Below are 23,205 nucleotides of genomic sequence, written 5' to 3'. Positions count from 1 at the left end.
CAGAGTGTTTCCAGTGATCTGGGGCACCATGCCTGCCAGCAGCAATTTCCAGGAAGCCATCCGTCAGGCGCAGTCCAGCGCTTTGGTGGGGCCCAATGTCGTCAATAAAGCCCTCCCCTACGTGGGGGGTGGCATGGTGCTCACCGCCGGTGGCGTACTGGGCGGCATGGCCACGATGGCTTCGATCGGTTACGGCGCCTTCAACACCCTGTCGCTGATCGCGATCATCCCCTGGTTCATCCTCTTCTTCGTGGCCCAGAACGCCGCGAACAAGGCCAACAACGGCACAGCCCTGCCGCTGATGGCCACCTTCAGTTTGCTCACCGGCTTCACGCTCACCGGCCTGGTGGTGCAGGCCATCGCCGTTGCTGGTGCTGCCTCGATTGGCATTGCAGCCCTCGCGACCGGCCTCACCTTCGTGGTGGCCTCGATCGCGGGCCGTCGCATGAGCGACAGCGTTGGTCAAGCCCTCAGCGCTGTGGTTGGCCTCGGCCTGATCGGTCTGCTGATCGCGATGGTGGGCATCTTCATCGCCGGCTTCTTTGTGCCCGGCATCTTTGCGGCCACCAACCTGGCGATTGCTGGTTTCGGCACCGTGCTCTTCGTGGGCATGGCCTTCGTGGATTTCTACACGATGCCCCGCACCTACCGGGATGATCAGTTCCTGGCCGGCGCGCTGGGGATGTATCTCACCTACATCAACCTGTTCATCTTTGTGCTCCGTCTGATCATTGCCCTGCAAGGAGGCGGCCGCCGCGATTGAACACGGTGACCTCCTCGATCAGTGCGTTCACCCCGGCTTCTCAGTCGGGGTTTTTTGTTGGCTAGCGATCGGCCACGGCTTCGACGGAGTCACCGATCGCCTGTTTCTGCCGGTCGTCGTAGCCCCAGCGCTCAAGGAAGGCCAGGTCGTCACCTCGGCTGTGATGGGCCGCCTCCAGCAGGGTCTCAAGACGCTCTTTGACTTGGTGGGGATCCAGCTGGCGCAGCAATTCGCAGCACCGGGCGTTGACCCGCTCCGAGCCAGCGGCCTGCTGCTCATCGCCGTTGTTGCGGTGGTGGACCACCATCGCCGCGCTCATGGCCAGGTTGCGGGCGGTGAGATCCACCACGCCATCGCCCGCTTCCCGCAGCTTGATGACGAGTGGTTCCGGCAGCCGGTCCATCAGGGCACTGTCGCCGGCAAGGCTCACCACGAAGAAGCCGCGGGCGCCATCGCGACTGGCGACCAGCTCAGCCACACGATCGGCCATCACTTCATCACTGATTTCCTCCCCATCCCATTGCTGCAACCAGCTGGCGGCGATCTCCATCGCCTGCTGAAAGGTGGGTTCAAGCGTGCTCATGACTGCTGTCGTCCTCGCGCTCAGCCTATGGGCAGGTGGTGGGCCCAGAGGCGATGCTGAAGGCATGGAAGCTTCCTCACAGCCTTACCGCTCCGGTTTTGTGGCCCTAATCGGTCGGCCCAATGTGGGCAAGTCGACCTTGGTGAATCAGCTCGTGGGCGACAAGGTGGCGATCACATCACCGGTGGCGCAAACGACACGCAACCGGCTGCGGGCGATCCTCACCACCCCGGAGGCCCAGCTGATTTTGGTGGATACTCCTGGGATCCATAAACCCCATCACCTGCTGGGGGAGCGGTTGGTGCAAAGCGCGCGCGCGGCCATCGGTGAGGTGGATCAGGTGTTGCTGCTTCTGGAGGCCTGCGAAGCTCCTGGCGGCGGTGATGCCTTCATCGTCAATTTGCTGCGTCAGCAGCGCCTGCCCGTGCAGGTGGTGCTCAACAAATGGGATCTGGTGCCTCCCGCTAGGAAGCCGGAGGCGGACGCGGCCTATCGGGAGTTGCTCGACGGCAGCCATTGGTCGGTGCACCATTGCTCGGCCCTCGATGGCCAGGGCTGCACGGAGCTGGTGACGGCGGTGAGCGCGCTGATGCCGGAAGGGCCGCAGTTGTACCCCCCTGACATGGTGAGCGATCAGCCGGAGCGGTTGCTGATGGCAGAACTGATTCGCGAGCAGGTGCTGACCCACACCCGTGAAGAGGTGCCCCACAGCGTGGCGGTGCAGATCGACCGGGTGGAGGACATGCCCTCGAAGGGCAAGGGCAAGCCCCGCACCGCCGTGCTCGCCACCGTGCTGGTGGAACGCAAGAGCCAGAAGGGGATCCTGATCGGCAAAGGGGGGGCGATGCTCAAAACGATTGGTCAGGGCGCCCGCCTGCAGATGCAGACCCTGATCGATGGTCCTGTCTATCTGGAGCTGTTCGTGAAGGTGGTGCCCGATTGGCGAAGTAAGCCGGCCCGGCTTGCGGAATTGGGCTATGCCGAGGAGTGAAGACGGCTGGGGGACCAGGGCTGAGAAGATAGGCGGATGACCGACCTCCCCTTCCCGCCCACTGATCTCGGCGCGTTCCTGCAACTTTGCGACGGGCGCTGGATGAGTCTGCGCAGCGTGTTCCAGCTCGATGGTTCCGAGGACTGGCACAGCTGTGAGCGTGGGGAGCTGGTGATGGAGTGCGTGGAGGGTGCGTCTGACGCTGGCCCCAGCCTGGAGGTGAGGAACGGTGAGGGACGTCAGCTGGCTTCAATGCGTTTTGCCGCAGACGGTGCCTTGGTTCTGCAGGCAAGCCAGGGCGATCAGAGTGGCCAGTGGCAACTGCACGGTGATGGCTGTCTGGAGCTGACCCTGCCCGCTGAGGCTGGCGCCAGCCTGCGCGAGCGGATCTGGTTCACCAAGGCGAATCTGCGCCTACGCAGCACCACCCTGATGGATCGGGACGGGACGCCGAGGCAGGCCAGTTTCTGCTCGGAGATCCGCCGGGTCACAGCTCCAGGCTCCTGATCGCAATGGCTGCGTTCCGCCTGGATGTGGTGAGCCTGGCTCCCCATGCCTTCGCTCCTCTCGAAGAGCTGGGTGTGATCGGTCGAGCCTTCGCTGCCGGCATTGCCGAGCTGCACCTTCATAATCCTCGCGATTACGCCACCGATCGCTATCGCAAGGTTGACGATGAGCCCTATGGCGGTGGCGCTGGCATGGTGCTCAAGCCGGAGCCGGTCTATGCCGCCGTGGAGGCGATTCCGGTGCTGCCCCGGCGCCGCGTGTTGCTGATGACACCGCAGGGGACGCCCCTTGGCCAGTCGGATCTGCAGCGCTGGGCTGACGATTGCGATCAGCTCGTGCTGCTCTGCGGGCACTACGAGGGTTTTGATGAACGGATCAGACCTCTGGCGGATGAGGAGGTGTCGTTGGGGGATTTTGTGCTGACAGGTGGTGAGCTGCCGGCGATGACGATCATCAACGGGGTGGTGCGTCTCCTCCCGGGCACCGTCGGCACGGCCCATTCGCTCGTGGAGGAAAGCCATAGCGATCTGTTGCTCGAGCATCCTCACTACACCCGCCCCGCAGAGTTCCGCGGTCTGTCCGTGCCCGATGTGTTGCGCAGTGGCGATCATGGCGCGATCGAACACTGGCGGCAGCAGCAGCGCGAGCAGCGAACCGCGGAGCGCAGGCCAGACCTCTTCACCCGCTGGCAGCAACAGCAACAGCAACAGCAGTAGGGCTGTCGGTCATCAAGAATGGACGCCTTGACCTAGGCCCTATGCAGCTCCGCATCGGCAACGGCTACGACATCCACCGTCTCGTGCCAGGGCGGCCACTGATTTTGGGCGGTCAGCGACTGCACCATCCCGATGGCCTCGGCCTAGACGGGCATAGCGATGCCGATGTGCTGGTGCACGCCATCATGGATGCCCTGCTCGGTGCCCTCTCCCTGGGGGATATCGGCAAATACTTCCCCCCGGATGATCCCCGCTGGAAGGGGGCCGACAGCCTGGTGCTGCTGGAGCAGGTCGTGGCTCTTGTCAGGGAGCGCGGTTGGCAGGTGCTGAATCTCGATTCGGTGGTGGTCGCTGAGCGCCCCAAGCTCAAACCTCACATTGAGGCGATGCGCTGTGCCATTGCCACGCGCATCGGCATCGAACCTGAGCAGGTGGGGGTGAAGGCCACCACCAACGAGAAGCTCGGCCCTGAGGGGCGGGAAGAGGGAATCTCCGCTCAGGCGGTCGCGCTGCTCCAGGCGCTGTGACCCGCTACTCAGCGACCCGCCACTCAGTGACCCGCCACTTTTCAGGATTGCTGCGTAAGGTTTTGAGCCTTGCCCTGTTCTTGGCTGTGCTGTTCAGCTCCCCTGCCCAGGCGCGTTTCGCCGCGATGGCTGATCCGCAGGGTGGCGACGACGCTGCGGTGATCGAGCATCTCAAGGTGAAGGTGCCGGAGGCCGCCCGGCAAGCTTGGCTGGAGGCCGAGCAGGGCAGCTGGGAACCCTGGCTTGCCCACCAAGAGGGGTTTCTGGGGCGTGATCTGCTCTGGGATCCCGAGGCCGAGGAAGGCACCTTGCTGATCCGCTGGAGCAGCAGGGAAGCCTGGAAAGCGATTCCAGAACAGGAGGTGGAGGCTGTGCAACAGCGCTTTGAGCAGCTAGCGCGTGAGGGCACAGGGCAGCGTCAGGGCAATCCATTCCCGCTGGTCTTTGAAGGCGAACTGCTGCCGCAATGACCTTGACAGCTCATCTCGACTGGGATCGTCGCCGTCGCTTAGGCATCAGCGAGGCGATCTGGGGGGAGCACAAGACGGCTGAGCAGATCGCGGCGATTCTGGAGTCGTTCCACGGCCGCGGCGAAGCGGCGCTTGTGACACGCGTGGATGCTGGCAAAGCCGCTGATGTGGCGGCGTTGCTGCCTGATCTCCGCCTGCAATGGCACGATCAGGCCCGCTGCCTCAGCTGCGGTCACCATCCCCTTGACCAGAACGCGTCTGAGGCGCCAGTCACGATCCTGAGCGGTGGCACCAGTGATCTTCCGGTGGCCAAGGAAGCGCAGCTGGCCTTGGAGTTCCATGGAGTGGCAGCCTCTCTGATGCTCGATGTGGGAGTCGCGGGTCTGCACCGTCTCCTGGAGCGTTTGCCATTGTTGCGCTCCTCGAGAGTGCTGATCGCCTGCGCCGGCATGGAGGGTGCTCTACCCACCGTGCTGGCTGGGTTGATGCCTCAGCCGGTCATCGGTGTGCCCGTGTCGGTCGGCTACGGCGTCAGTGCTGGAGGCCGGGCGGCCCTAGACGGCATGCTGGCCAGCTGCGCCCCTGGACTCGCAGTCGTCAACATCGACAACGGCTATGGCGCTGCGATGGCTGCGTTGCGCATCCTGCAGGCGTCAGTCGACTGAGGCGTCGAAGGAGGAAGGCAGCAGGCCACTGGTGGTCTCAGAGCCATCCAGTTCAAACATCTGCTCCACCCAGAGCTGCATGGAACGGGGCAACAGGCCCTGTTCGTAACGCAGCATCGCTTCCATCAGGACGGGTGAGTTCACCCACTGAATGGGTCTGCTAGCCATGCGTCAGACAGTGCTGGCCAAACGATGCGTCAGGCTTCCCACGCCGGCAAGGGGGGGTGATGGGATCAGTCGGCTTTGTCGTACTTACTGCCCAGACGCCACAGTTCATTGCTGTGGGTCGGCGACTCCACATCCCTGAGGTGACGCACCAGCTCGAACAGATCGCCCTGATCAAGCTCTCCGTTGTTCTGCCATTGCATGGCACGGGGATCGGGGCGAGAAGTGGGTGCCAAGGAGGGAGTTCTTAATCAACTCAAGCTAGGCAGCAAGAGCTTGATTGCCTCGGAGCGCTCAACCTTTGGAGCGGAAGATTTTCTGAAGCTTCGCTCAGAGATGCTGCAGGTTCGGGTATGCCGTCACGAGCTCGTCGGCGCTGAGCACGTCTCCGGCTCCGTCGGGCTGCCAGATCACTTCAAGGGCGATCAGGTCGCTCGAAGCGGTGGATCCGAGGATGCGCAGGGCTTCCCGAAGCCCTTCACCGGTCTCGACTTGTTTCAGCGTGACCGGCCGACGGCTGGCCACTAAGACGGTGACGGCGATGTAGTCATTGGTGGCATCGGCATCGCCACGGTCTTGTTCGGAGGAGGTGCTGCTCTGGCCGTTGACGTTGCTGGTGAGTTCAGCGCGCAGTTTGCTGCGTTCCGTCATCGAGAGGCGATTGAACGTGGCTTCCGCTGCGTTGAATGGCACGTTGCCGGTTTCGACATTCGCGTAAACCCAGAGGTCTGGTTGGCGCAACAGGGCGAGGGTGGTTTCCTGCAGCACCCGTTGGAGGCCACTGGGGGTGCTGGTATCGGCGGAGGCTGCCAGCTGGCGCAGGTCGTTCTGCAGGGCCTTGGCGCTGGCGAGCAGTCCGATCTGCATCTGGATCATGGTCACCGGGCCGGCGCTGATGGCTCCGCCGCCGTAGCGCTCTCCAGTCAGGGCGTTGTTGCCGCCGCCACCACTGCCAGCCCCACGGAAAGCGTTCACCAGCACCCCCACAATCGCCATCAGGATCAGGAAGCCGAACAGGCCCCCTCCGCCGAAACCGAAGATCGGGATGATGAACGGGAAGCCGATTCCACCGCCGTAGCCGCGGTTGTAGCCACCGCCATAGCTGCGGCTGTAGCCACCGCTGCGGGGCATGGAGGGAGCGCGGAAACTGCCGCCTCCGATCCGGCCACCGCTTGCGGCCTCACTGGCTTGCGGTTGGATCACCAGCAGGCCGATCAGGAGTGCTGGCACCAGGAGTGCCGAGAGGCAGCGGTTCAGCAGCCTCTTCAGGGAGCGGTTCGGAAGAGGTTGGCTCCGGGGAATCGCCATGCGTTGCAGACTGGACTCATCGGTGCAACGACTCTAGGAACCACCGCCCACGATGGTGACGATCTCCAGGCTGTCACCGTTCTGAATCGGCTGGTCCTGCCAGCGATCAGGGGTCAGGATCAGCCCGTTGAACTCCACCACCACCAGCCGGGGGTGATGCCCCAGTTGCTCGATGGCTTGTGCGAGATGCTGCGGAGCTGGTGAAAGTTCGCGGCGCTCGCCATTCACCTGCAGTTGGAGTGTCGCCATGGGGAGGGGAATCAGCCGAGGGTTGCCAGCAGCTCGCGGCTGGCAACCAGGGGGTCGGTCGCTTCCATGATCGCTCGCACCACCGCCACGCGGGTGGCACCGGCTTCTCGGACCGGTGCGATGCGAGCGGCATCGATGCCGCCGATGGCGTACCAGGGGATCGTGGCGTGGCGACTGGCCTCTCGCACCCAATCCAGGCCTCGGGCGCTGCGATCCGGTTTGGTGGCGGTGGCGAAAACGGGGCCGACCCCGACGTAGTCGCAACCGTCCTGTTGCGCTCGCAGCAGTTGATCTAGCTGATGGGTGCTGCGACCGAGCAGTCGCTCTTCACCGATCAGGCTCCGGGCTTCAGAGGTGGGGAGATCGTCTTGACCGAGATGCACGCCATCGGCATCAACCAGTAGGGCTAGATCGATGCGGTCGTTGACGATGAACAGGGCCTGATGCCGCCGGCAGAGCGCCGCCAGCGCTCGCGCCTCCTCCAGGCGTGTGCGGTCATGGCCTTCCTTGGCCCGGTATTGCACGAGCGTCACTCCCGCCTGGAGGGCGGCGTCCACCTGCTGAACCAGGCCTTCAACCGGTGACGTGATCAGGTACAGGTGGCTGGTTTGCAGTTGGCTCAGACGCTGCTGGCGTCGCCCAGCCCGCTGAATCGTCATCTCCAGGTCATAGAGGCCGTAGCGGATCGATGCGGCGGAGTGGGCTAATTCAGCGTGGGTTTCCCGCGCGAATTCTTCAAGCACCCGTAAGGCCTCCTGCACCCTGGCGCAGTTGGCGGCCACAACCGCCTGGGTCTCTGTGCGTTGCTGTTGGGCGGGATGGCTCAGGCCGGCGCCCGTATCCGTGGCTGTGGAGCGGGCCTGTTTGTAGCTGTCGTGATGCAGTGCTCCCAGCTGCTGCCGCCAGTCCTTGAGGGTGACCACTAAGTCCTGGCGATCGAGGCCGAAGCGGCACCAATCCTCAACAACCCGCAGTCCCTCGCGGGCTCGGTCGAGATTGGCGTCGATCAGCCGAGCCACACGCAGGTCGCGGAGGGGGGCGACAACCATCGATTCCATGGCAGTCTTGGCAGGATCGCATGCTCCCAAGCGGCCATGGACAACGGTGGATCCGAGAGCACGATGCACGTGCTGGTCTGGGGGATCGTTCTGCTGGGTGGAATCGGCGTGTTCATCGTCTGGGGGCTGACGAACGCTTACCCCACCGGTGTCTGAAGCAGCATCCGTGCCTGCTGGGCATCGCGGCCGATCTGGGCGCTCAGGGCGTCCAGTCCTGCAAAGCGTTCCTGACCTCTGAGACGTGTCACCGGCTCCACGGTGAGTTCGCGGCCTTCCAGCTCCATTTGGGTATCGAGCAGATGCACCTCGACCGCTGAGGGAGAGGTGGGATCCACGGTGGGTTGCGGGCCCAGGTTCATCACCGCTGGCAGGGGTTGATCTTGGTCGCCGACGATCGCCCAGGCTGCATAGACCCCCAGTCCGGGTAGGAATTTGCGGCCATCCACCTGAAGGTTGGCCGTGGGCCAGCCCAGTTCGCGCCCAAGGCCCCGTCCGCGTACGACCCGTCCGCTGAAGCGGTAAGGGCGCCCGAGCAGCTGGGTCGCAGCGTTCAGGTCTCCCTCACTGAGGGCGTTTCGGATTCGACTGCTGCTCATGCGTCCTCCGTCGTCCTCCAGGATCGGCAGCACGCTGACTTTCACGTTGGCTTGCTCGCAGAGCAGGCGCAGGGTGTTGGTGTCACCACTGCGGCCACGGCCAAAGCGGAAGTTGGCTCCCACAGCGATGTGGCGCGCCTGGAGAGCCTCGAGCAACACGGTGTGAACGAAGGTCTCGGCACTCAGCTGAGCCAGCTGCTGGTCAAAGGGAACGAGCACCAGCTGTTCGATCCCTAGCGGTTCGAGCAGGTTCAGTTTTTCCGACGGCAGATCAAGGCGCAGCCGCGGCTCGCCATGAAGCACCTCCCGAGGGTGGGGCCAGAAGCTCACGACGCTGGGGATACCCCCGAGCGGCTCGCGCGTGATCGCTTCGATCACGCGCCGATGTCCGGCATGGAGACCATCAAAACTGCCGAGGGCCAGGGCCGTCGGCCTGCGGGCCTGCTGAGGTGAGCAGAGGGGAATCAAGGGCAGCCGTGCATCCGGCGTTGGTTAGTGGCAAGTTTGGACGAACGCCGTTCATCCGCGCATGGCCGATCGCCTCGACTTCCAGCAGCTGGCCCTTGGGGTGCGCCGGATGGCATGGATCCGCTTCTGGATTCAGACCGCCCTTGGGGTGGTGGTGGTGGGTGTGCTGCTGTTCAACAACATCGGCGGCAGCCTGGCTCGGAACTCAGAGCGTGCCCTTGGCCTCGGCCCTGGCCTGTCGCTCACCACACTCTCGTTCTTTGTGCTGCTTTACAGCCTCTGGCAGGGTTGGTTGATCGTGCGTCTCGGGCGTGCCTTGGGCAGCAACGCCAGGCCGAGTCGCGGTGAGGCCAGCCGCCTGCTCAAGCGTGGTCTTCTCGCGGATTTGCTGGGGCTCGTGCTCGCAGCCGTTGGCTATCAGTCTTTGGCTGGAAGCCTGTTCGTGCAGGCTTCTCTGCAGGCACCGGGCTTCTTCGGGTCACCGGTGGGAGGCACCAGTGCCCGGAGCCTGGTGGGTTACCCGATCACCTCGATCGAGATGCTTTCAGTGCTGAGCAACACCCAGGTGTTGTTTGCCCACACCCTCGGGCTGATCTTCTCTCTCTGGCTGCTGCAGAGGATTTATCGAACCAATTGATCGCCCAGCCGCAGCTCCGGCAGACCACTGAGGGATCCGCGCCAGAACAGTTCTGGCTGGATCGGAGTGAGAGAAGGGGCGTGGGCCTGAATCTGGGCCACATCGGTGGGCCAGTCCCGTGGACCATCGCCGCCGGACTCCAGGTCCTCGACCACCTCCCCTGCTAGCCAGTAGTAGGTGCGGCCGCGGGGATCGACGCGGGGGCTGAATTGCTCGTCGTAGCGGCGGATTGAGAGGCGGGTCCAACGCAGTGGGCCCATCGTCTCTGGCCGGCAGGGAGGGATGTTGAGGTTGAGCAGCAGGTTCTCCGGCCAGCCGTCGGCCAGGGCCGCTTCGGCGATGTCCACGGCCAGCTCACCGGCGCCCTCGAAGTTGCGCCACTGGAAGCAGGCGCTGCTGATGGCCATCGCCGGCAGTCCCTCCAAGGTGCCCTCCATCGCGGCGGCCACGGTGCCGGAGCAGAACACATCGGTACCCAGGTTGGGGCCGTGATTGATTCCCGACAGCACAAGATCTGGCTGTTGGTCCATCAGCTCGAACAGGGCCAGCTTCATGCAGTCGGCTGGAGTGCCGCTGCAGGCCCAGGCGGTGATGCCGTGATCAAACAGCTCATCGGCCCGCTCCGCTCGGATTGGCGTCTGCAGGGTGAGGCCATGCCCTGTGGCAGAGCGCTCCTGATCAGGGCAGACCACCGTCACCTGGTGGCCGCGGCTGGCGGCGGCGGCGGCCAGGGCCCGGATACCGGCGGCGAAGACGCCGTCGTCATTGCTGATCAGAATCCGCAGCGGGGACATGGCATCCGATGGCTCTGGGGGGAACCTAAGCGTGATGGCTGCCTACAGTCAGTCGCCGAGAATCCGATGCCGTGAGCGCCACCGTGTCACTCCAGCAGCTCACCGATCAGTTGGAGGCCCTGGAAGCTGAAGCCGCCGAGGCGATTGCCGCCGCCGCCGATGCCGAGGCGCTCGAGCAGCTGAGGGTGGGCCTACTCGGGAAGAAAGGGCGCCTCTCGGGTGTGCTCGGCGCCATGGGCAAGCTTCCAGGTGATGAGCGTCCCTTGGTGGGCCAGCGGGCCAATGTGCTGAAAACCCAGGTGCAGGAGCTGCTCAGTCAACGGCTGCAGGCTGTGAAAAGCGAAGCTCTGGAGGCACGCATTGCGGCGGAAACCCTCGATGTGACGGCTCCTCCCAGTGGCATCCCCGCTGGCCATCGCCATCCCTTGATCACCACCAGTGAAGAGATCGTCGATCTGTTCTGCGGCCTCGGTTACCAGGTGGCTGAGGGCCCCGAGGTGGAGAGTGATCATTACAACTTCACCGCCCTCAACATTCCCCCGGACCATCCGGCCCGGGACATGCAGGACACCTTCTATCTCAGCGACAACCTGCTGCTGCGGACCCACACCTCACCGGTGCAGATTCGCCACCTCGAGCAGACTCCACCGCCGGTGCGGATCGTTGCCCCTGGTCGGGTGTATCGCCGCGATGCCGTCGACGCCACCCATTCTCCGGTGTTCCACCAGGTGGAAGTGCTGGCGATCGATGAAGGGCTGGACTTCAGCCACCTGCGCGGCACGGTGATGGCGTTTCTGAAGGCCTTTTTTGGGGATCTGCCGGTGCGCTTTCGTGCCAGTTATTTCCCGTTTACAGAGCCTTCCGCTGAGGTGGATGTGCAGTGGAGGGGGCGCTGGCTCGAGGTGATGGGCTGCGGCATGGTCGATCCGGCTGTGCTGGAGGGTCTGGGGCTCGACCCGGAGCGTTACAGCGGCTTTGCGGCTGGCTTGGGTGTGGAGCGCTTCTGCATGGTGCGCCACGGCATCGATGACATCCGCCGGCTTTACACGAGCGATTTGCGTTTCCTCGAGCAGTTCTGAGCCCTGGCTTAAGCCAGGGAGGCTCCACTTCTCATAAAGTGGCGGAGCTGTTGCGTGGATGCGGTCGGTGCCCCGGGTCGGACTGATCGTGAATGACGGCAAGCCATTGGCCGTTGAGACGGCCCAGACCATCCAGGCCAGGCTGGAGCGCTGCGGCCATGAGGTGGTGCGTGCCAGCAGCTCCGGCGGCATGGTCGGCTTCGCCAACCCTGATCAGCATCTGCGCCTGCTGGGCTACAACGCTTGTGTGCCTGAGGGCTTTGAGCCGAGCATGGCCCTGGCGATCGTGCTGGGCGGTGACGGCACTGTGCTTTCGGCGGCTCGCCAAACCGCCCCTGTGGGCGTGCCGATTCTCACGATCAACACCGGCCACCTCGGCTTCCTGGCAGAGGCCTATCTCGATGATCTCGACCGGGCCCTGGAACAGGTGCTCACCGAGCAATGGACGATCGAGGAGCGCGCCAGTTTGGTGGTGAGTGTGATGCGCGGTGAGCAGCGTCGCTGGGAGGCCCTCTGCCTTAACGAGATGGCGCTGCACCGCGAGCCGCTCACGAGCATGTGTCACTTCGAGATCGCGATCGGGCGCCACGCGCCGGTGGACATCTCCGCCGATGGGGTGATTCTTTCGACGCCCACAGGCTCGACGGCCTATGCCCTCAGCGCAGGGGGGCCTGTGATCACACCCGACTGCCCGGTGCTGCAGTTGACTCCCATTGCCCCCCATTCCCTGGCATCCCGCGCCCTTGTGTTCAGTGACCGCGAGCCGGTCACCGTGTTTCCCGCCACCCCAGAGCGCTTGATGATGGTGGTGGACGGCAGTGCCGGTTGCTATGTGTGGCCGGAAGATCGGGTGCTGATTCGTCGCAGCGAGCATCCGGTGCGCTTTGTGCGCCTGTCAGACCATGAGTTTTTTCAGGTGCTGCGCAACAAACTGGGATGGGGGTTGCCCCATGTCGCCAAGCCCGATCGGCCATGACGATGAACGCTCCGGTGCTGTTGGTTGGAGAGGGGGCTGTGGCCCTGGCGGCCCGACTCGAGGCGTCTGGGTACCGCCCCCTCGACTGGTCGGCTGGGATGGCCGCCGCGCTTCCAGCCGATGGCGAATCTCCTCTGGCGGCTGTGTTGGCTTCCGATCAGTCGGCTCGCGTTGCTGACCTGCGCTCCCGGTTTGGATCGATGCCGATTCTCCTTGATGTAGAGAACGACAGCGTGGAGGCCCGCGAAATCTGCCTCTCCGCAGGGGCGGACGACTTCTGGCTTTCCTCGCTCGGCACCAGCGATCTTCTGCAGCGACTGCGCCTGCATCTGCGGATTCAGGAGCGCAACGGTCACCAGCCCACCCTGCTCCAGGTGGCTGATCTGACCGTGGAGCCGACCTGTCGTCAGGTGCGCCGTGGCCGTCGACCTGTGGCGCTCACAGCGCGGGAGTATTCGCTGCTGTTGCTGTTGCTGGCCCACCGCGGCGAGGTGCTCAGCCGCGAGCAGATTTTGAGAGAGGTCTGGAACGACGATCAGGGCACGGCGAGCAACGTGATCGAGGTGTATGTGCGCTACCTGCGCCAGAAGCTTGAAGAGGGTGGGGAAAAGCGACTGATCCATACGATCCGCGGCCGCGGCTACTGCCTTAATGACGGCATGCCTCAGATGGAGCGCCCCTGAGCGTGGAGGGTGCTCCTCCGCTTCCACCGCAGCAGCTGCCCCTCGAGGCACGCTGGTGCGTAGCCGATCGCCGCGAGGCCTGTGTGCTGCTCGAGGTGGCTGATGAACCCCAGGAGCAGCGCCTCGGTCTGATGCAGCGCCCGGCCCTGCCCCCCTTGCGGGGCATGTGGTTCCCGTTCGTGCCGTCTCAGCCCCTGCGCTTCTGGATGTTCAACACCATCGCCCCGCTCGACATGGTGTTTGTACGTCGCGGGCGGGTGCTGGCGATTCAGAGCAACGTGCCGATCTGTCGGGCTCAACCTTGCCCGTCCTACTGGGCGGATGCGGATGGCAACGGCCGCGCTGATTTCGCCGATGGGGTGGTGGAGATCGGTGCGGGTGAGGCGGCGCGCCTGGGAATCAAGGTCGGTGATCCCGTGGCCATCGACGACATTGGTCACGAGAACGTGTCATTGCCGTAACGAAATCGTGCCGTTTGCCTAGTCTTGGCGTTCGCTTTGGCTTCAGCCAAAGAAGCCTTTGGATTGCAGAAACAGGCCGATGGCCACCAGCGGCCCGAAGCCAGCGATCAACAGGGTGATCTTCATGCGCAGGGGGGACACCTGACGGTCTTTCTGGAGAGGCATGGCGATCGCTGCGGGCTTGGTTTCGATTCTGCTGCTCAAGGCCCTGGAAGGCTTCCTTTGAGCACCAGCACAGGATTCATCGGCGCCAGCCGGGTGCCATCGCTCAGGGGCTGACCACGCCAGGCTTGGTGCTGACTCACCCTCACCTTCAGGTCTGCGCGCTCCAGGAGTGCTCGCAGATCCGCCAGGGCTTCGAGGGTGGCCAGGGGGATCACGACCACGCCGCCGGGGTTCAGTCGCTGCAGCACTGCATTGAGTAGGGCGGCACGATCCTTGCCTCCACCACCAACTAGCACCCGGTCGGGGCGTTGCAAGCTCTCCGGAAGGTCAGCGCCGGAACCATCGCCGCTCTGGATGATGGACAGGGCATCAGCTTCCAGCACGGCCGCTGCTTGCACCCCCAGGCGCTCGGCATTGGCTTTGATCAGGTGCGCCCCGCCCCCCCGCCGTTCGATCGCTAAGAGCTGGAGGCCTGGCTGTAAGCGCAGCGCCTCCAGGCCAACACTGCCGGTGCCGGCTCCAAGGTCCCAAAGCACCCCTGTCGCCGGCAGCTCCAGCTCGGCCAGCAGCTGGATGCGCACTTCCCGTTTGGTCATCAGCCCAGGGCGGTCGTCGTGTTGCAGGAACACGCCGTCATCTAGGCCAAAGAGGGGTAAGGCCTCTGGCTCCGGGGCAGGAGCCTCGCCCGCCAGCAACACCACCAAGTGCAGAGGATGGAGATCAGAGGGGGTGAGATCCGTGGGGTCGAGCTGGCGCACACGCTCCTCGGGGTGCCCCAGTGCTTCGAACAGCCAGAGCGCATAGGCCGCTTCCAAGCCGCTGCTGTGCAGGACTCCTCTCACCTCATCGACGCCCCCGCGACTGGGGTCGGTCAGGACCGCTAAGGCCTTGGGTCGTTGCTGCAGCCGCTGCGTTAGCGCCATCGGGTCACGCCCATGCAGGCTGAGCCACTGGGCGTCCTGCCAGGGACGCCCAAACCGGGCGAAGGCCAGTTGGAGGGATGACGGGGCTGGATGGAAACGAAGCTGCGTCGGCCCCAGACGTTCGATCAGGGTGCGGCCGATGCCGAACCAGAGCGGATCGCCACTGGCCAGCACGACAGAACAGACTTGGTTCGATTGCTGCTGCAGGGTGTCGCAGAGGCTGAGCGGCGCATCGCTCGCGATCAACTCCGCGTTGTGCTCACTCCCCAGCCAACGGGTGAGTGCTGGGTGCAGACGCCGGGGTGCGGCGATCAACGCAGCTTCACGAAGCAGTTGCTGCTGCGGCGCCGCCAGGGTGGCGGGTGCGCCGGCATCGGTGCCGATGACCTCGATCATGAGGTCATTGTGATCAGGCGGCCGCCAGAAGAGTGTCCCGTGGTGACTCCTCAAAATGCTGGCGGTAGATGGCCGCAAAGTTTCCGCGGCTGCGGAAGCCAAAGTGTTGAGCGACCTCGCTGATGGAATGAAGCTTCGATGCCGCTCGTGTGGCTGGAGAGCGCAGCATCCAGTTCACCTGCTCGAGGCGGATCGATCGCAGCAGCTCCATCGGACCCATGCCGGTGCTCTCTTTGGACCCCAGGATCAGCGTGCGGCGCGAGGTGTAGAGCGCACGGCTCACATCATCGAGGTTCAGGGGTTGGTGGCCGTTCTGGAAGCCCCAATGCACGAGTTCCCGAATCAGATCATGACGTGCCTTTGGCTGATGGGTGACGTACTCATCAGCTTGTGATTCGACCAGGCCATTGAGCAGGCAGGTTTGCAGCAATGAGCTGTTCAGCTGGCGATCGGCTGCTGTTGTTGTGGGGTCGTTGAACAGGGTCGCGATGATCCGGCAGAGGGCCCGGTGGTGGTCTTGATTCAGCGTGACGCCATTGCACCGCCCCAGGAGCTCCACCAAGTGCTCCTGGCCGCAGTGCATCAGGTAGCGATGGAAGCGCGTGGTTGAGGTCACCACCATGTAAGAGGTTGATCCAGCGGTGAGCGAGAAGAACGATTCATTCAATCCACTTTTGAACCCATGGAGGGAGTTGGGATTGATGGGTTTGCCATGAACCTTGTGGTCGTCGATGGTGTTACTCGACTCCAGAGCGAAAGCCGTGCAGTCGTCTCCCCTCTCACCGTTGAGCAGTAACAGCTGGTTGGTCTGGATCTCCAGCAGGCTGATACCCAGCAGGTGGACCACCGAGATGCGGCCCTGCAGCTGGCCCTGACTGAGCTGGAGGGCGTTGAAGTCTTTGCCGAGGCGAGCGAGTGATTGGGTGAGTTCGGTGGCGCTTCGGAACGGTGTGCTCCAACTCAGGTCAGACGCTTTCGGGCCGGGGGAAACCAGGCAAGGAAAGGAGCTGGTTTGCACTAGCGCCGCCGTCAATTCCAACTAATGCATTGATTGCAAGTTACCGGCCATGTTCGTTAGGAATAGTCGGCGATGGACGATTTCTCACAATGCTGAGAGCCAGAAGCCTGGATCGCCTTGTAGCTGCCGGGTTTTTGCGTCCCTCCACCCTCTTGCAGGCTTTACGCCGCGGTCGTCTTGAGCGACGGCGGCTGCCGCTGGCGTTGGCTCTCAGTTGCAGCGGTCTGCTGGTGGAGCCCCTGGCCTGGTGTCAGGACCTCTGGCTTTGCATTCGATGGCGCGGTGTTGACTGCCCGGATGATCCGGTGATCGTGGTCGGTCACTGGCGCAGTGCCACCACGTATCTGCATCAGTTGTTGGCTGCTGATCCAGCGGCAGCGACTGCCCGCAACAGCCTCACCATGGCTCCCCAGGTGGCGCTGCTGCTTAAGCCGCTGATCCGACCATTGCTTAAGAAGCTGATGAGTGCGCACCGCCCGATTGATGCTGTGCCTTGGTCTGCCGATGATCCTCAGGAGGATGAGATTGGCCTCGCTCGCCTGACCATGGACACGAACATGGCGGGGATGGCATTCCCTCGCGATTATCTCCGCCACTTTCGCCATAGCGTGCTTGCGGAGGGACGGTCGTTGGCGTCGACGCTGTTGTGGTTTACCCGTCTCACCTGGCTGCACGACGGTGCGGGCAAGAGCCATCTGGTGATCAAGAATTCCGCCCACATGGCCCGGGTGCCCATGTTGCTGCGCCTGTTCCCGCGTGCCCGTTTCGTGCTGTTGCGGAGGGAGCCGATCGACTCGATCCGTTCCTTGGTGCAGGTGAAGCAGTTGCTTGCCGATCTGGTGGGACTGCAATCGCCACCGGATGTCATCCGCCAGGTGGAGGAGACCGTCTGGGCTCACGAGCAATTGCTGGAGGCTTTTGAAGCCCATCGCTCACTGATTCCTGAGGGCCACCTCGTGGAGATCGCCTACAACGATCTGATCACAGCACCACTGCAGACGCTGGAGCAGCTCTACGGAGACCTTCGCCTTGGCGACTGGTCAACAGCGGGCCCGGCGATTGCCCAGCGGGTTGAGCAGGCCCGAACCTACCGGGCCCAGCCCGTGCAGCTGGACCCTGCGGCCGAGCAACACCTGCAGGCGCTGCTTGGAGGTACGTTGACGCCCTGTTGATCGGCTCCGACGCGATGCGTCTGTTTTTGGCCCCACTGCTGTTTGCCCTCGCGGCAGGGTCGCCGGCGCTTGCTTTCAACGACTGCACGCAGATCCGCCGATTGATGCAGTCCATGGGGGCCTCGATGGCGCGCAACCGCGCCCTGATTGCGGAGTCCCAGGCTTCAGGGAAGAATCCAGCGCGGGCGGAGCAGGCCAGCCAGATGTTGACGCGACAGACCAGCGGCTACCGGGAGCTTCGAGCTGACTACGAAAGACTGAACTGTCGTCATCCCCAGGACTGAGCGCATGGCAAGGGATCGTCGTGAACGCTTGCATGAGCTCCTGCTGGCGCTGATTGCGCAGCAGTCGGATCTTGAACTGATGGATGCCGAGGGACCTGCCGGCATCAGCACCAGCTTGAGTGGGGAGGCCCCTGCGGATGCCGCCCGCTGGTTGGATCGCAATCGCCGGGTTCTGCAGCGCTATCAGGCTCTGGTGCGAACGGCGGTGACCTTCGATGCTTTGCTCGATGCGGAAACCACCGCTGGCTCAGAGGTGAACGATGGCTTCTGACCGACCCTTCTGACAATCAGTGATAAGTTCCGCGCGCTTCATGCGCTCAGGCATTCGCTGATGATCGAAACCCACGTGCTCACGTTCACGATTAACAAGAGCTTTGCTGAATGGGTGGCGACCTATGACGCCTCGAAGCCATTGCAGGCAGCGGCTGGCATTACCTCCTTGTATCGGGGCGTGAGCAAAGAGGATCCCACCAAGGTTTGTGCTGTGATGCAGGCCGAGCCCGGGGTAATGGAAGCGTTTATCAGTGATCACGCTGAGCTGGTCGCTTCCTCGGGCCATGTTCTGGAGAGCACGGTGAGCCAAGTGTTCATCTGAGCCCCTCTGGCTTGTCGCCTCAGCTCTGGCAGGCTGGGGCGACTTTCTGCCTCTCCATGGCCCCGCTCGGACTTTCTGCTCTGCGTTCGCTGCTGGGCCGTCGCAAGCAAGCCAAGCGTTGGCAGCCGCCCCAGGCGAGCTGGAGCCGGCCGTTTGGCCTGGGCTGGACCAACCCCTACACGGTCCGCTATGCCAGCAACCTCGACGATGGCCCCAACCACGGCATGCCCTTGGGGGGCTTTGGTGCTGGTTGCATCGGCCGGGCACCCGATGGAACGATCAACCTCTGGCACCTCGATGGCGGAGAACACTGGTTCGGTGTGCTGCCCGATTGCCAGTTCGCCCTGTTTGAAAGCAACGGCAGCAGCACGAGGGCCCATGCGCTGGCAGTCAAACCGGAGGCAGATGCTTCCCGTGTTGGTGGCGGCGAGCCCCTAGCGGCGTGGGATTGGTATCCCGCCAGCACGCCCGAGCGCAGCACCGGGACCTATGCCGCCCGCTACCCCCTGAGCTGGACCAGTTACGAGGGCGTGTATGACGCCGAGGTGCGCTGCGAAGCCTTCAGCCCCATCGTGCCGGGGGATTATCAGCGCACCAGCTACCCGGTGGCTGTGTTCGTGTGGACCTTGCGCAACCCCACCACCAAGCCGCTGGATCTGTCGTTGTTGTTGAGCTGGCGCAACACCACCGGTTGGTTTACCAACACCGATGCTTCAGCTGAGGTGCACTTCCGGGACGACGGCAGCCCTGAGCACAACTACGCACCGGCGATCGGCATCACCGATGGGCAGCGCAACCGTTGGGTCGATGACGGCGACCTGAAAGGAGTCGTGCTGGAGGGCAACGTCTCCACTCCGATCGCCGAAGGTGAGGGGCAATGGTGCATTGCCACGTCTGATCAGCCAGGGGTGACGATTCAGCGTTGCAGTCGCTGGAATCCCCACGGCGATGGCAATGAGCTGTGGAGCCATTTCAGTGCCGACGGCACCATTCCCGAGAGCAACAACGATCGCCGCAGCGGACAGAACGATCCGGTCAGCGCGGCCCTCGCGGTGCAGTGTCAGTTGGCGCCGGGCCAAAGCATCGAGATTCCGGTGGTGATCAGCTGGGATCTGCCGGTCACGGCCTTTGCGACAGGAAGCAGTGCCCTGCGCCGCTACACCGATTTCTTTGGCGCTGAAGGCAACCAGGCGGCGGCGGTGGCTGCCGAAGCGCTGCGGGATTGGTCGCAGTGGAAGCAGCAGATCGAGGCCTGGCAGCAGCCGGTGTTGGACCGCAGCGATCTGCCGGAGCCCTTGCGTATGGCTCTGTTCAACGAGCTTTATGACCTCTGCAGTGGCGGAAGCCTCTGGAGTGCGGCAACGCCTGAGGATCCCCACGGTCGTTTCGGAGTGCTCGAGTGCCTCGATTACGCCTGGTACGAAAGTCTCGATGTGCGTCTGTATGGCTCCCTAGCGCTGCTGCAGCTCTGGCCGGAACTCGATAAGGCGGTGCTGCGCAGTTTTGCTCGGGCGATTCCAGCGGCGGATGCCACCCAGCGGCCGATCGGCTGGTATTTCACCCAGGGCAAGGGCCGGGTGGAGGCTGACCGCAAGGTGAAAGGGGCGACCCCCCACGATTTGGGGGCACCGAATGAATGTCCGTGGGATGCGACCAACTACACCGCCTATCAGGATTGCAATCTCTGGAAAGACCTGGCCAGCGATTACGTGCTGCAGGTCTGGCGCACGTTCAAGTTGGCCCCGAGCGGTGAAGACATCAACTTTCTGGCCGAGTGCTGGCCATCGGCGGTGGAAGCGCTGCGCTATCTGAAAACGTTTGATGCCAACAACGACGGTCTGCCTGATAACGGTGGTGCGCCGGATCAAACCTTCGATGACTGGCCGCTCCAAGGGGTGAGTGCTTACTGCGGTGCGCTCTGGATTGCGGCCTTAGAGGCGGCCCTGGCGATTGGCCAGACCTTGCAGCTCGCAACCGGTGTGGATACGTCGGCGGAGCAGCGTGAGTTCAGCGGTTGGCTTGAGCAGTCGCGCAGCAACTTCGATCGTTTGCTGTGGAACGGGGAGTACTACGACATTGATGCCGAGAGCGGCACGCCGGTGGTGATGGCCGATCAGCTCTGTGGTGATTTCTATGCGCGCCTGCTGGGGCTGGAGCCGGTGGTGAGTGAGGCCAACAGCCGCAGCACGCTCAAGGCCGTGAAGGAGAGCTGCTTTGAGAAGTTCCAGGGCGGCAGCCTCGGGGTGGCCAATGGCCTGCGCCGCGATGGCACACCCCTGGATCCCAATGGCACCCACCCCTTGGAGGTGTGGACAGGCATCAACTTCGGCATTGCCAGCTATTACCGCCTGATGGGCGAAGGCCAAACCGCGGAAGCGATCTGCTCAGCGGTGGTGGAGCAGGTGTACAGCGGGGGTCTGCAGTTCCGCACGCCTGAGGCGATCACAGCGGTGAACACCTTCCGGGCTTGCCACTACCTGCGGGCGATGGCGATCTGGGGCCTGTGGGCGACCCATACCGATTGGCAGCAGATTCCTGGTGCTCATCGGTCCTGAAGTTCAGCACCGATGATGGCAGCAGCACCCCCGGGTCTGATGCATCTGCTGCGCCGTTTACTGGTTTCACTGTTGGCTGCTGTGTTGCTGCTGCTCGTCACCCCTGGGGTGGCGATCGCGCAGGTGCACGAACACCAGGATGAGAACGGGGCACCAATGCTGCGCAGCCTCGAAAGCCTGCGCGATCTCGATTACCAGAGCTGGCAGGCGGTGGCCTATCGCACCGGAACCCCTGGCAATCCTGTGGTGCTGAGGATTGTGGGTTATCCCGGCAAATTGCGCCTCGAGCATCCCGCCCCCCTGCTCGTGCAGGCCGGTGTGAAGGAGTGGCAGCTCGACGACATCACCCTTGAGAATCCTGTTCTGGCCAGTGATGGCCGGGAGGCGGCAGCCGAGTTCGCCCTCGATCCCCTGCTCAATGATCTCAGCAACAACCGCCCGCTGCGTTTGTTCCTTCCCGGTGTGTTCACCGAAATGCCCGTCCCCCCCTATGTGGTGGGTGAATGGCGTGAGGTGCAGACGGAGCCTCTTGGGTCATGAGGGCGGTCGCTGACTCTGATCAGCGCTGGATTCCCTGGATGCGCCGGGCCTTGCAGCTGGCGGCCTTGGCCGATGGCCACACCAGCCCCAATCCCCTGGTGGGCGCCGTGGTGCTCGATGCCTCCGGCACGTTGGTGGGGGAGGGGTTTCATGCCCGGGCTGGTGAACCCCATGCCGAAGTGGGGGCCTTGGCCCAGGCCGGAGAGCGCGCGAAGGGCGGCACGCTGGTGGTCACCCTCGAGCCCTGCTGCCATCACGGCCGCACTCCGCCCTGCACCGACGCCGTGATTAAGGCAGGGATCGCTCGAGTGGTGGTGGCGCTGACCGATCCCGATCCTCGTGTTTCCGGCGGAGGTTTGCAACGGCTGCGCGATGCCGGAGTGGAGGTGCTCTCTGGAGTGTTGGAGGTCGACGCTGCCCACCAGAACCGGGCCTTCGTGCACCGCGTGCAGACCGGACGCCCCTGGGGCCTTCTCAAGTGGGCCATGAGCCTCGATGGCCGCACGGCCTTGCCCAATGGCGCCAGCCAGTGGATCAGTGGTCCCAGCGCACGCAGCTGGGTGCATCGTTTGCGGGCCCAGTGTGATGCCGTGATCGTGGGGGGCGGCACCGTGCGGGGGGATAACCCACTGCTCACGAGCCGCGGACTGCGCCAGCCTGAGCCCTTGCGGGTGGTGCTGAGCCGCAGTCTTGATTTGCCCGATCAGGCCCAGCTTTGGGATCAATCCGTCGCTCCCACCCTGGTGGCCCATGGAGTCGCTAGCGACGGAGCCGACCGCGAGCGCGCCCAACGGCTGGATGCCCTTGGCATGGCCGGCGTGACGCTCACGGCCTTGCAACACTGCGAGCCTCAACAACTCCTGGAGGTGTTGGCGGGCCGTGGCTGCAACCGGGTGCTCTGGGAGTGCGGCCCTGCCCTGGCCGCTGCTGCGTTGCAGCAGGGCTGCGTGCAGGAGCTGGCGGTGGTCGTTGCCCCCAAGTTGATGGGTGGCGCGGCGGCCTGCACCCCCCTCGGCGAGCTGGGTTTCACGGCGATGGATCAGGTGATGTCCCTTCAGCAGATTCGCCACAGCTCCCTGGCGGCTGACTGGCTGCTCCAGGCGCTGCTTCCTACAGATCGCTGAGGTCGTTCTCCGAGCTCTCGTCCCGTTCCTCCACATCGCCGGTGTAGCGACTGATCAGCACCCCCATCACCACCGCGAGATAGAGGGGGCCCGCGATGCTGGTGGTGACCGAAAGCATTCGCGACAGGGGCAGCATCGGGTTGATATCACCGAAGCCCACGGTCGTGAGGCACACGAAGGCGAAGTAATTGATCTTGGCGAAGATGCCGGGTGTCATCAGCACGCTCAGATCACCACCAAGGGACGAGTCAGTCGGTAGATCCAGGGGCTCGAAGCTGCCTGGCTGGATCGTTTCGACCGCACTCATCACCAGGCCTGAGGTCAGCCCCAGCAGCAGATAGCCAGCAGCGGCACCCATCAACATCCCGACGGTGACGCGCTTCTCCTGGGAGAGGCGGTCGACGAGGCGCACCACGCTCCAGCCCACCAGCAAGCTCCAGCTGAGCACCAGCGGTACGCCTGTGTTCACCATCCGCAAAGGGGTGATCACCCAGATCCACTGGGCGGCAAGGGCAATCACCCCGAGCAGGCGGTAAAGCCGATCCCAACGGCTCAGACGCGGCTTGCGAATCATCACCAGCTGGGTGAGCAGCAAGGCGATCAGCGAATAGCCGATCGTGCCCAGCCATGACAGCTGCGGAAAGGCGAAGCTCACCAGCACGAGTAAACAGAGGCTGAGCAGCAGCTCATAGATCAGTTCCCGACGTCTCAGGGCTCGAGCTGAAGGCATCGTCTCG

General features: G+C 63.8%; 31 protein-coding genes. 19 read left to right on the top strand and 12 right to left on the bottom strand.

The features are described 5' to 3' along the window. Positions 1-28: 28 nt before the first annotated feature. On the top strand, positions 29-763 hold the full coding sequence (locus H0O21_RS12775; RefSeq protein ID WP_131595519.1) for a Bax inhibitor-1 family protein: 735 nt from the start codon (positions 29-31) through the stop codon (positions 761-763). Between the two features lie 61 nt (positions 764-824). Here the strand turns inward: H0O21_RS12775 and H0O21_RS12770 are convergent, their stop codons facing one another. Beyond that, positions 825-1,346: a hypothetical protein gene (locus H0O21_RS12770; RefSeq protein ID WP_131595521.1), complete on the bottom strand. Its 522-nt coding sequence runs from the start codon at positions 1,344-1,346 to the stop codon at positions 825-827. A 64-nt stretch (positions 1,347-1,410) separates the two neighbouring features. Between H0O21_RS12770 and era the strand changes: the two genes are divergently transcribed. The 6 genes from era to larB all read left to right on the top strand — a co-directional run bounded on the left by era (position 1,411) and on the right by larB (position 5,222). Continuing rightward, a complete protein-coding gene (era, locus tag H0O21_RS12765; RefSeq protein ID WP_185189903.1) occupies positions 1,411-2,337 on the top strand; it encodes a GTPase Era in 927 nt (308 codons plus the stop codon). 36 nt (positions 2,338-2,373) lie between these two features. Further along, positions 2,374-2,844: a phycobiliprotein lyase gene (locus tag H0O21_RS12760; RefSeq protein ID WP_185189902.1), complete on the top strand. Its 471-nt coding sequence runs from the start codon at positions 2,374-2,376 to the stop codon at positions 2,842-2,844. Positions 2,845-2,849: 5 nt separating this feature from the next. Continuing rightward, complete coding sequence (gene trmD, locus H0O21_RS12755; protein WP_185189901.1) at positions 2,850-3,560, top strand: tRNA (guanosine(37)-N1)-methyltransferase TrmD; 711 nt, start codon at positions 2,850-2,852, stop codon at positions 3,558-3,560. Between the two features lie 41 nt (positions 3,561-3,601). Beyond that, positions 3,602-4,087 carry a 2-C-methyl-D-erythritol 2,4-cyclodiphosphate synthase gene (gene ispF / locus H0O21_RS12750; RefSeq protein WP_185189900.1) on the top strand — a complete coding sequence of 162 codons (486 nt, stop codon included), beginning with the start codon at positions 3,602-3,604 and terminating at the stop codon, positions 4,085-4,087. Between the two features lie 125 nt (positions 4,088-4,212). Next, a complete protein-coding gene (locus H0O21_RS12745) occupies positions 4,213-4,557 on the top strand; it encodes a TIGR03792 family protein (protein ID WP_131456542.1) in 345 nt (114 codons plus the stop codon). Then, positions 4,554-5,222, top strand: a complete 669-nt coding sequence (gene larB, locus H0O21_RS12740) for a nickel pincer cofactor biosynthesis protein LarB (protein ID WP_185189899.1) — start codon at positions 4,554-4,556, stop codon at positions 5,220-5,222. The genes H0O21_RS12745 and larB overlap by 4 nt, the downstream gene beginning before the upstream one ends. Here the strand turns inward: larB and H0O21_RS12735 are convergent. From H0O21_RS12735 to H0O21_RS12710, 6 genes are all read right to left on the bottom strand, one after another. Next, complete coding sequence (locus H0O21_RS12735) at positions 5,211-5,390, bottom strand: hypothetical protein (protein ID WP_185189898.1); 180 nt, start codon at positions 5,388-5,390, stop codon at positions 5,211-5,213. The two genes, larB and H0O21_RS12735, sit on opposite strands and share 12 nt — an antisense overlap. Before the next feature lie 65 nt (positions 5,391-5,455). Beyond that, positions 5,456-5,623: a hypothetical protein gene (locus H0O21_RS12730; RefSeq protein ID WP_161567588.1), complete on the bottom strand. Its 168-nt coding sequence runs from the start codon at positions 5,621-5,623 to the stop codon at positions 5,456-5,458. A gap of 94 nt (positions 5,624-5,717) precedes the next feature. Continuing rightward, positions 5,718-6,695, bottom strand: a complete 978-nt coding sequence (locus H0O21_RS12725) for a DUF1517 domain-containing protein (RefSeq protein WP_185189897.1) — start codon at positions 6,693-6,695, stop codon at positions 5,718-5,720. Positions 6,696-6,728: 33 nt separating this feature from the next. Continuing rightward, positions 6,729-6,944 (bottom strand): sulfur carrier protein ThiS, encoded by a 216-nt coding sequence (gene thiS, locus H0O21_RS12720; RefSeq protein WP_185189896.1) that lies wholly within the window; start codon positions 6,942-6,944, stop codon positions 6,729-6,731. 11 nt (positions 6,945-6,955) lie between these two features. Beyond that, positions 6,956-8,002, bottom strand: a complete 1,047-nt coding sequence (locus tag H0O21_RS12715; RefSeq protein WP_185189895.1) for a thiamine phosphate synthase — start codon at positions 8,000-8,002, stop codon at positions 6,956-6,958. Between the two features lie 137 nt (positions 8,003-8,139). Beyond that, entirely contained in the window at positions 8,140-9,066 is a 927-nt protein-coding gene (locus tag H0O21_RS12710) for a bifunctional riboflavin kinase/FAD synthetase (RefSeq protein ID WP_185189894.1), read from the bottom strand. A 61-nt stretch (positions 9,067-9,127) separates the two neighbouring features. Between H0O21_RS12710 and H0O21_RS12705 the strand changes: the two genes are divergently transcribed. Further along, on the top strand, positions 9,128-9,703 hold the full coding sequence (locus H0O21_RS12705; RefSeq protein ID WP_131456257.1) for a DUF3611 family protein: 576 nt from the start codon (positions 9,128-9,130) through the stop codon (positions 9,701-9,703). Here H0O21_RS12705 and surE read toward each other — a convergent pair. After that, positions 9,688-10,497 carry a 5'/3'-nucleotidase SurE gene (surE, locus tag H0O21_RS12700; protein WP_185189893.1) on the bottom strand — a complete coding sequence of 270 codons (810 nt, stop codon included), beginning with the start codon at positions 10,495-10,497 and terminating at the stop codon, positions 9,688-9,690. The two genes, H0O21_RS12705 and surE, sit on opposite strands and share 16 nt — an antisense overlap. A 71-nt stretch (positions 10,498-10,568) precedes the next feature. Here surE and pheS point away from each other — a divergent pair, with 71 nt between their 5' ends. The 4 genes from pheS (at position 10,569) to H0O21_RS12680 (ending at position 13,696) form a co-directional block, all read left to right on the top strand. Continuing rightward, a complete protein-coding gene (gene pheS / locus H0O21_RS12695; RefSeq protein ID WP_185189892.1) occupies positions 10,569-11,576 on the top strand; it encodes a phenylalanine--tRNA ligase subunit alpha in 1,008 nt (335 codons plus the stop codon). Between the two features lie 67 nt (positions 11,577-11,643). Continuing rightward, positions 11,644-12,552: an NAD(+) kinase gene (locus H0O21_RS12690; protein ID WP_131456544.1), complete on the top strand. Its 909-nt coding sequence runs from the start codon at positions 11,644-11,646 to the stop codon at positions 12,550-12,552. Then, entirely contained in the window at positions 12,549-13,235 is a 687-nt protein-coding gene (locus tag H0O21_RS12685) for a winged helix-turn-helix domain-containing protein (protein ID WP_370318296.1), read from the top strand. The genes H0O21_RS12690 and H0O21_RS12685 overlap by 4 nt, the downstream gene beginning before the upstream one ends. Positions 13,236-13,237: 2 nt before the next feature. Further along, positions 13,238-13,696, top strand: coding sequence for a DUF192 domain-containing protein (locus tag H0O21_RS12680; RefSeq protein WP_185189891.1), 459 nt, complete (start codon positions 13,238-13,240; stop codon positions 13,694-13,696). Positions 13,697-13,738: 42 nt separating this feature from the next. On the opposite strand, the gene H0O21_RS12675 is transcribed toward H0O21_RS12680, so the two are convergent. Genes H0O21_RS12675 through H0O21_RS12665 form a run of 3 tightly spaced genes read right to left on the bottom strand, consistent with a single transcriptional unit; the run spans position 13,739 to position 16,198 of the window. Continuing rightward, the gene (locus H0O21_RS12675; RefSeq protein ID WP_185191046.1) at positions 13,739-13,900 is read right to left on the bottom strand and encodes a hypothetical protein; all 162 of its coding nucleotides are present in this window, start codon (positions 13,898-13,900) and stop codon (positions 13,739-13,741) included. Continuing rightward, the gene (gene cbiE / locus H0O21_RS12670; protein ID WP_185189890.1) at positions 13,897-15,180 is read right to left on the bottom strand and encodes a precorrin-6y C5,15-methyltransferase (decarboxylating) subunit CbiE; all 1,284 of its coding nucleotides are present in this window, start codon (positions 15,178-15,180) and stop codon (positions 13,897-13,899) included. Before cbiE ends, H0O21_RS12675 begins: the two co-directional genes overlap by 4 nt. 13 nt (positions 15,181-15,193) lie before the next feature. Beyond that, entirely contained in the window at positions 15,194-16,198 is a 1,005-nt protein-coding gene (locus H0O21_RS12665; RefSeq protein WP_185189889.1) for an AraC family transcriptional regulator, read from the bottom strand. A 134-nt stretch (positions 16,199-16,332) separates the two neighbouring features. Here H0O21_RS12665 and H0O21_RS12660 point away from each other — a divergent pair, with 134 nt between their 5' ends. The 7 genes from H0O21_RS12660 (at position 16,333) to ribD (ending at position 22,468) form a co-directional block, all read left to right on the top strand. Beyond that, complete coding sequence (locus tag H0O21_RS12660) at positions 16,333-17,370, top strand: sulfotransferase (RefSeq protein WP_255441033.1); 1,038 nt, start codon at positions 16,333-16,335, stop codon at positions 17,368-17,370. 14 nt (positions 17,371-17,384) lie between these two features. Continuing rightward, the gene (locus H0O21_RS12655; RefSeq protein ID WP_131456271.1) at positions 17,385-17,654 is read left to right on the top strand and encodes a hypothetical protein; all 270 of its coding nucleotides are present in this window, start codon (positions 17,385-17,387) and stop codon (positions 17,652-17,654) included. 4 nt (positions 17,655-17,658) lie between these two features. After that, positions 17,659-17,925 carry a hypothetical protein gene (locus tag H0O21_RS12650; RefSeq protein ID WP_131456273.1) on the top strand — a complete coding sequence of 89 codons (267 nt, stop codon included), beginning with the start codon at positions 17,659-17,661 and terminating at the stop codon, positions 17,923-17,925. Between the two features lie 63 nt (positions 17,926-17,988). After that, complete coding sequence (locus H0O21_RS12645) at positions 17,989-18,249, top strand: DUF3764 family protein (RefSeq protein ID WP_131456548.1); 261 nt, start codon at positions 17,989-17,991, stop codon at positions 18,247-18,249. A 56-nt stretch (positions 18,250-18,305) separates the two neighbouring features. Further along, the gene (locus tag H0O21_RS12640; protein ID WP_185189887.1) at positions 18,306-20,804 is read left to right on the top strand and encodes a GH116 family glycosyl hydrolase; all 2,499 of its coding nucleotides are present in this window, start codon (positions 18,306-18,308) and stop codon (positions 20,802-20,804) included. A 39-nt stretch (positions 20,805-20,843) separates the two neighbouring features. Continuing rightward, positions 20,844-21,344, top strand: a complete 501-nt coding sequence (locus tag H0O21_RS12635; protein WP_185191039.1) for a DUF3122 domain-containing protein — start codon at positions 20,844-20,846, stop codon at positions 21,342-21,344. Next, entirely contained in the window at positions 21,341-22,468 is a 1,128-nt protein-coding gene (ribD, locus tag H0O21_RS12630; RefSeq protein WP_185189886.1) for a bifunctional diaminohydroxyphosphoribosylaminopyrimidine deaminase/5-amino-6-(5-phosphoribosylamino)uracil reductase RibD, read from the top strand. The genes H0O21_RS12635 and ribD overlap by 4 nt, the downstream gene beginning before the upstream one ends. Here ribD and H0O21_RS12625 read toward each other — a convergent pair. Continuing rightward, entirely contained in the window at positions 22,455-23,198 is a 744-nt protein-coding gene (locus tag H0O21_RS12625; protein ID WP_185189885.1) for a potassium channel family protein, read from the bottom strand. The two genes, ribD and H0O21_RS12625, sit on opposite strands and share 14 nt — an antisense overlap. Between the last annotated feature and the right edge of the window lie 7 nt (positions 23,199-23,205).

It is taken from the genome of Synechococcus sp. HK01-R, from assembly GCF_014217855.1.
Classification (GTDB): Bacteria; Cyanobacteriota; Cyanobacteriia; order PCC-6307; family Cyanobiaceae; genus Synechococcus_C.
Note: the sequence above shows the minus strand (reverse complement) of the source record. Positions and strands in the feature narration are given on the sequence as shown.

Coding starts and splice junctions, on each gene's coding strand:
- cbiE (WP_185189890.1), bottom strand. CDS start 15,180: ATGATCGAGGTCATCGGCACCGATGCCGGCGCACCCGCCACCCTGGCG.
- ispF (WP_185189900.1), top strand. CDS start 3,602: ATGCAGCTCCGCATCGGCAACGGCTACGACATCCACCGTCTCGTGCCA.
- larB (WP_185189899.1), top strand. CDS start 4,554: ATGACCTTGACAGCTCATCTCGACTGGGATCGTCGCCGTCGCTTAGGC.
- H0O21_RS12725 (WP_185189897.1), bottom strand. CDS start 6,695: ATGGCGATTCCCCGGAGCCAACCTCTTCCGAACCGCTCCCTGAAGAGG.
- H0O21_RS12650 (WP_131456273.1), top strand. CDS start 17,659: ATGGCAAGGGATCGTCGTGAACGCTTGCATGAGCTCCTGCTGGCGCTG.
- trmD (WP_185189901.1), top strand. CDS start 2,850: ATGGCTGCGTTCCGCCTGGATGTGGTGAGCCTGGCTCCCCATGCCTTC.
- H0O21_RS12685 (WP_370318296.1), top strand. CDS start 12,549: ATGACGATGAACGCTCCGGTGCTGTTGGTTGGAGAGGGGGCTGTGGCC.
- H0O21_RS12705 (WP_131456257.1), top strand. CDS start 9,128: ATGGCCGATCGCCTCGACTTCCAGCAGCTGGCCCTTGGGGTGCGCCGG.
- H0O21_RS12655 (WP_131456271.1), top strand. CDS start 17,385: ATGCGTCTGTTTTTGGCCCCACTGCTGTTTGCCCTCGCGGCAGGGTCG.
- H0O21_RS12715 (WP_185189895.1), bottom strand. CDS start 8,002: ATGGAATCGATGGTTGTCGCCCCCCTCCGCGACCTGCGTGTGGCTCGG.
- H0O21_RS12640 (WP_185189887.1), top strand. CDS start 18,306: ATGGCCCCGCTCGGACTTTCTGCTCTGCGTTCGCTGCTGGGCCGTCGC.
- H0O21_RS12770 (WP_131595521.1), bottom strand. CDS start 1,346: ATGAGCACGCTTGAACCCACCTTTCAGCAGGCGATGGAGATCGCCGCC.
- H0O21_RS12760 (WP_185189902.1), top strand. CDS start 2,374: ATGACCGACCTCCCCTTCCCGCCCACTGATCTCGGCGCGTTCCTGCAA.
- H0O21_RS12775 (WP_131595519.1), top strand. CDS start 29: ATGCCTGCCAGCAGCAATTTCCAGGAAGCCATCCGTCAGGCGCAGTCC.
- H0O21_RS12635 (WP_185191039.1), top strand. CDS start 20,844: ATGCATCTGCTGCGCCGTTTACTGGTTTCACTGTTGGCTGCTGTGTTG.
- surE (WP_185189893.1), bottom strand. CDS start 10,497: ATGTCCCCGCTGCGGATTCTGATCAGCAATGACGACGGCGTCTTCGCC.
- era (WP_185189903.1), top strand. CDS start 1,411: ATGGAAGCTTCCTCACAGCCTTACCGCTCCGGTTTTGTGGCCCTAATC.
- H0O21_RS12625 (WP_185189885.1), bottom strand. CDS start 23,198: ATGCCTTCAGCTCGAGCCCTGAGACGTCGGGAACTGATCTATGAGCTG.
- thiS (WP_185189896.1), bottom strand. CDS start 6,944: ATGGCGACACTCCAACTGCAGGTGAATGGCGAGCGCCGCGAACTTTCA.
- H0O21_RS12735 (WP_185189898.1), bottom strand. CDS start 5,390: ATGGCTAGCAGACCCATTCAGTGGGTGAACTCACCCGTCCTGATGGAA.
- H0O21_RS12745 (WP_131456542.1), top strand. CDS start 4,213: ATGGCTGATCCGCAGGGTGGCGACGACGCTGCGGTGATCGAGCATCTC.
- ribD (WP_185189886.1), top strand. CDS start 21,341: ATGAGGGCGGTCGCTGACTCTGATCAGCGCTGGATTCCCTGGATGCGC.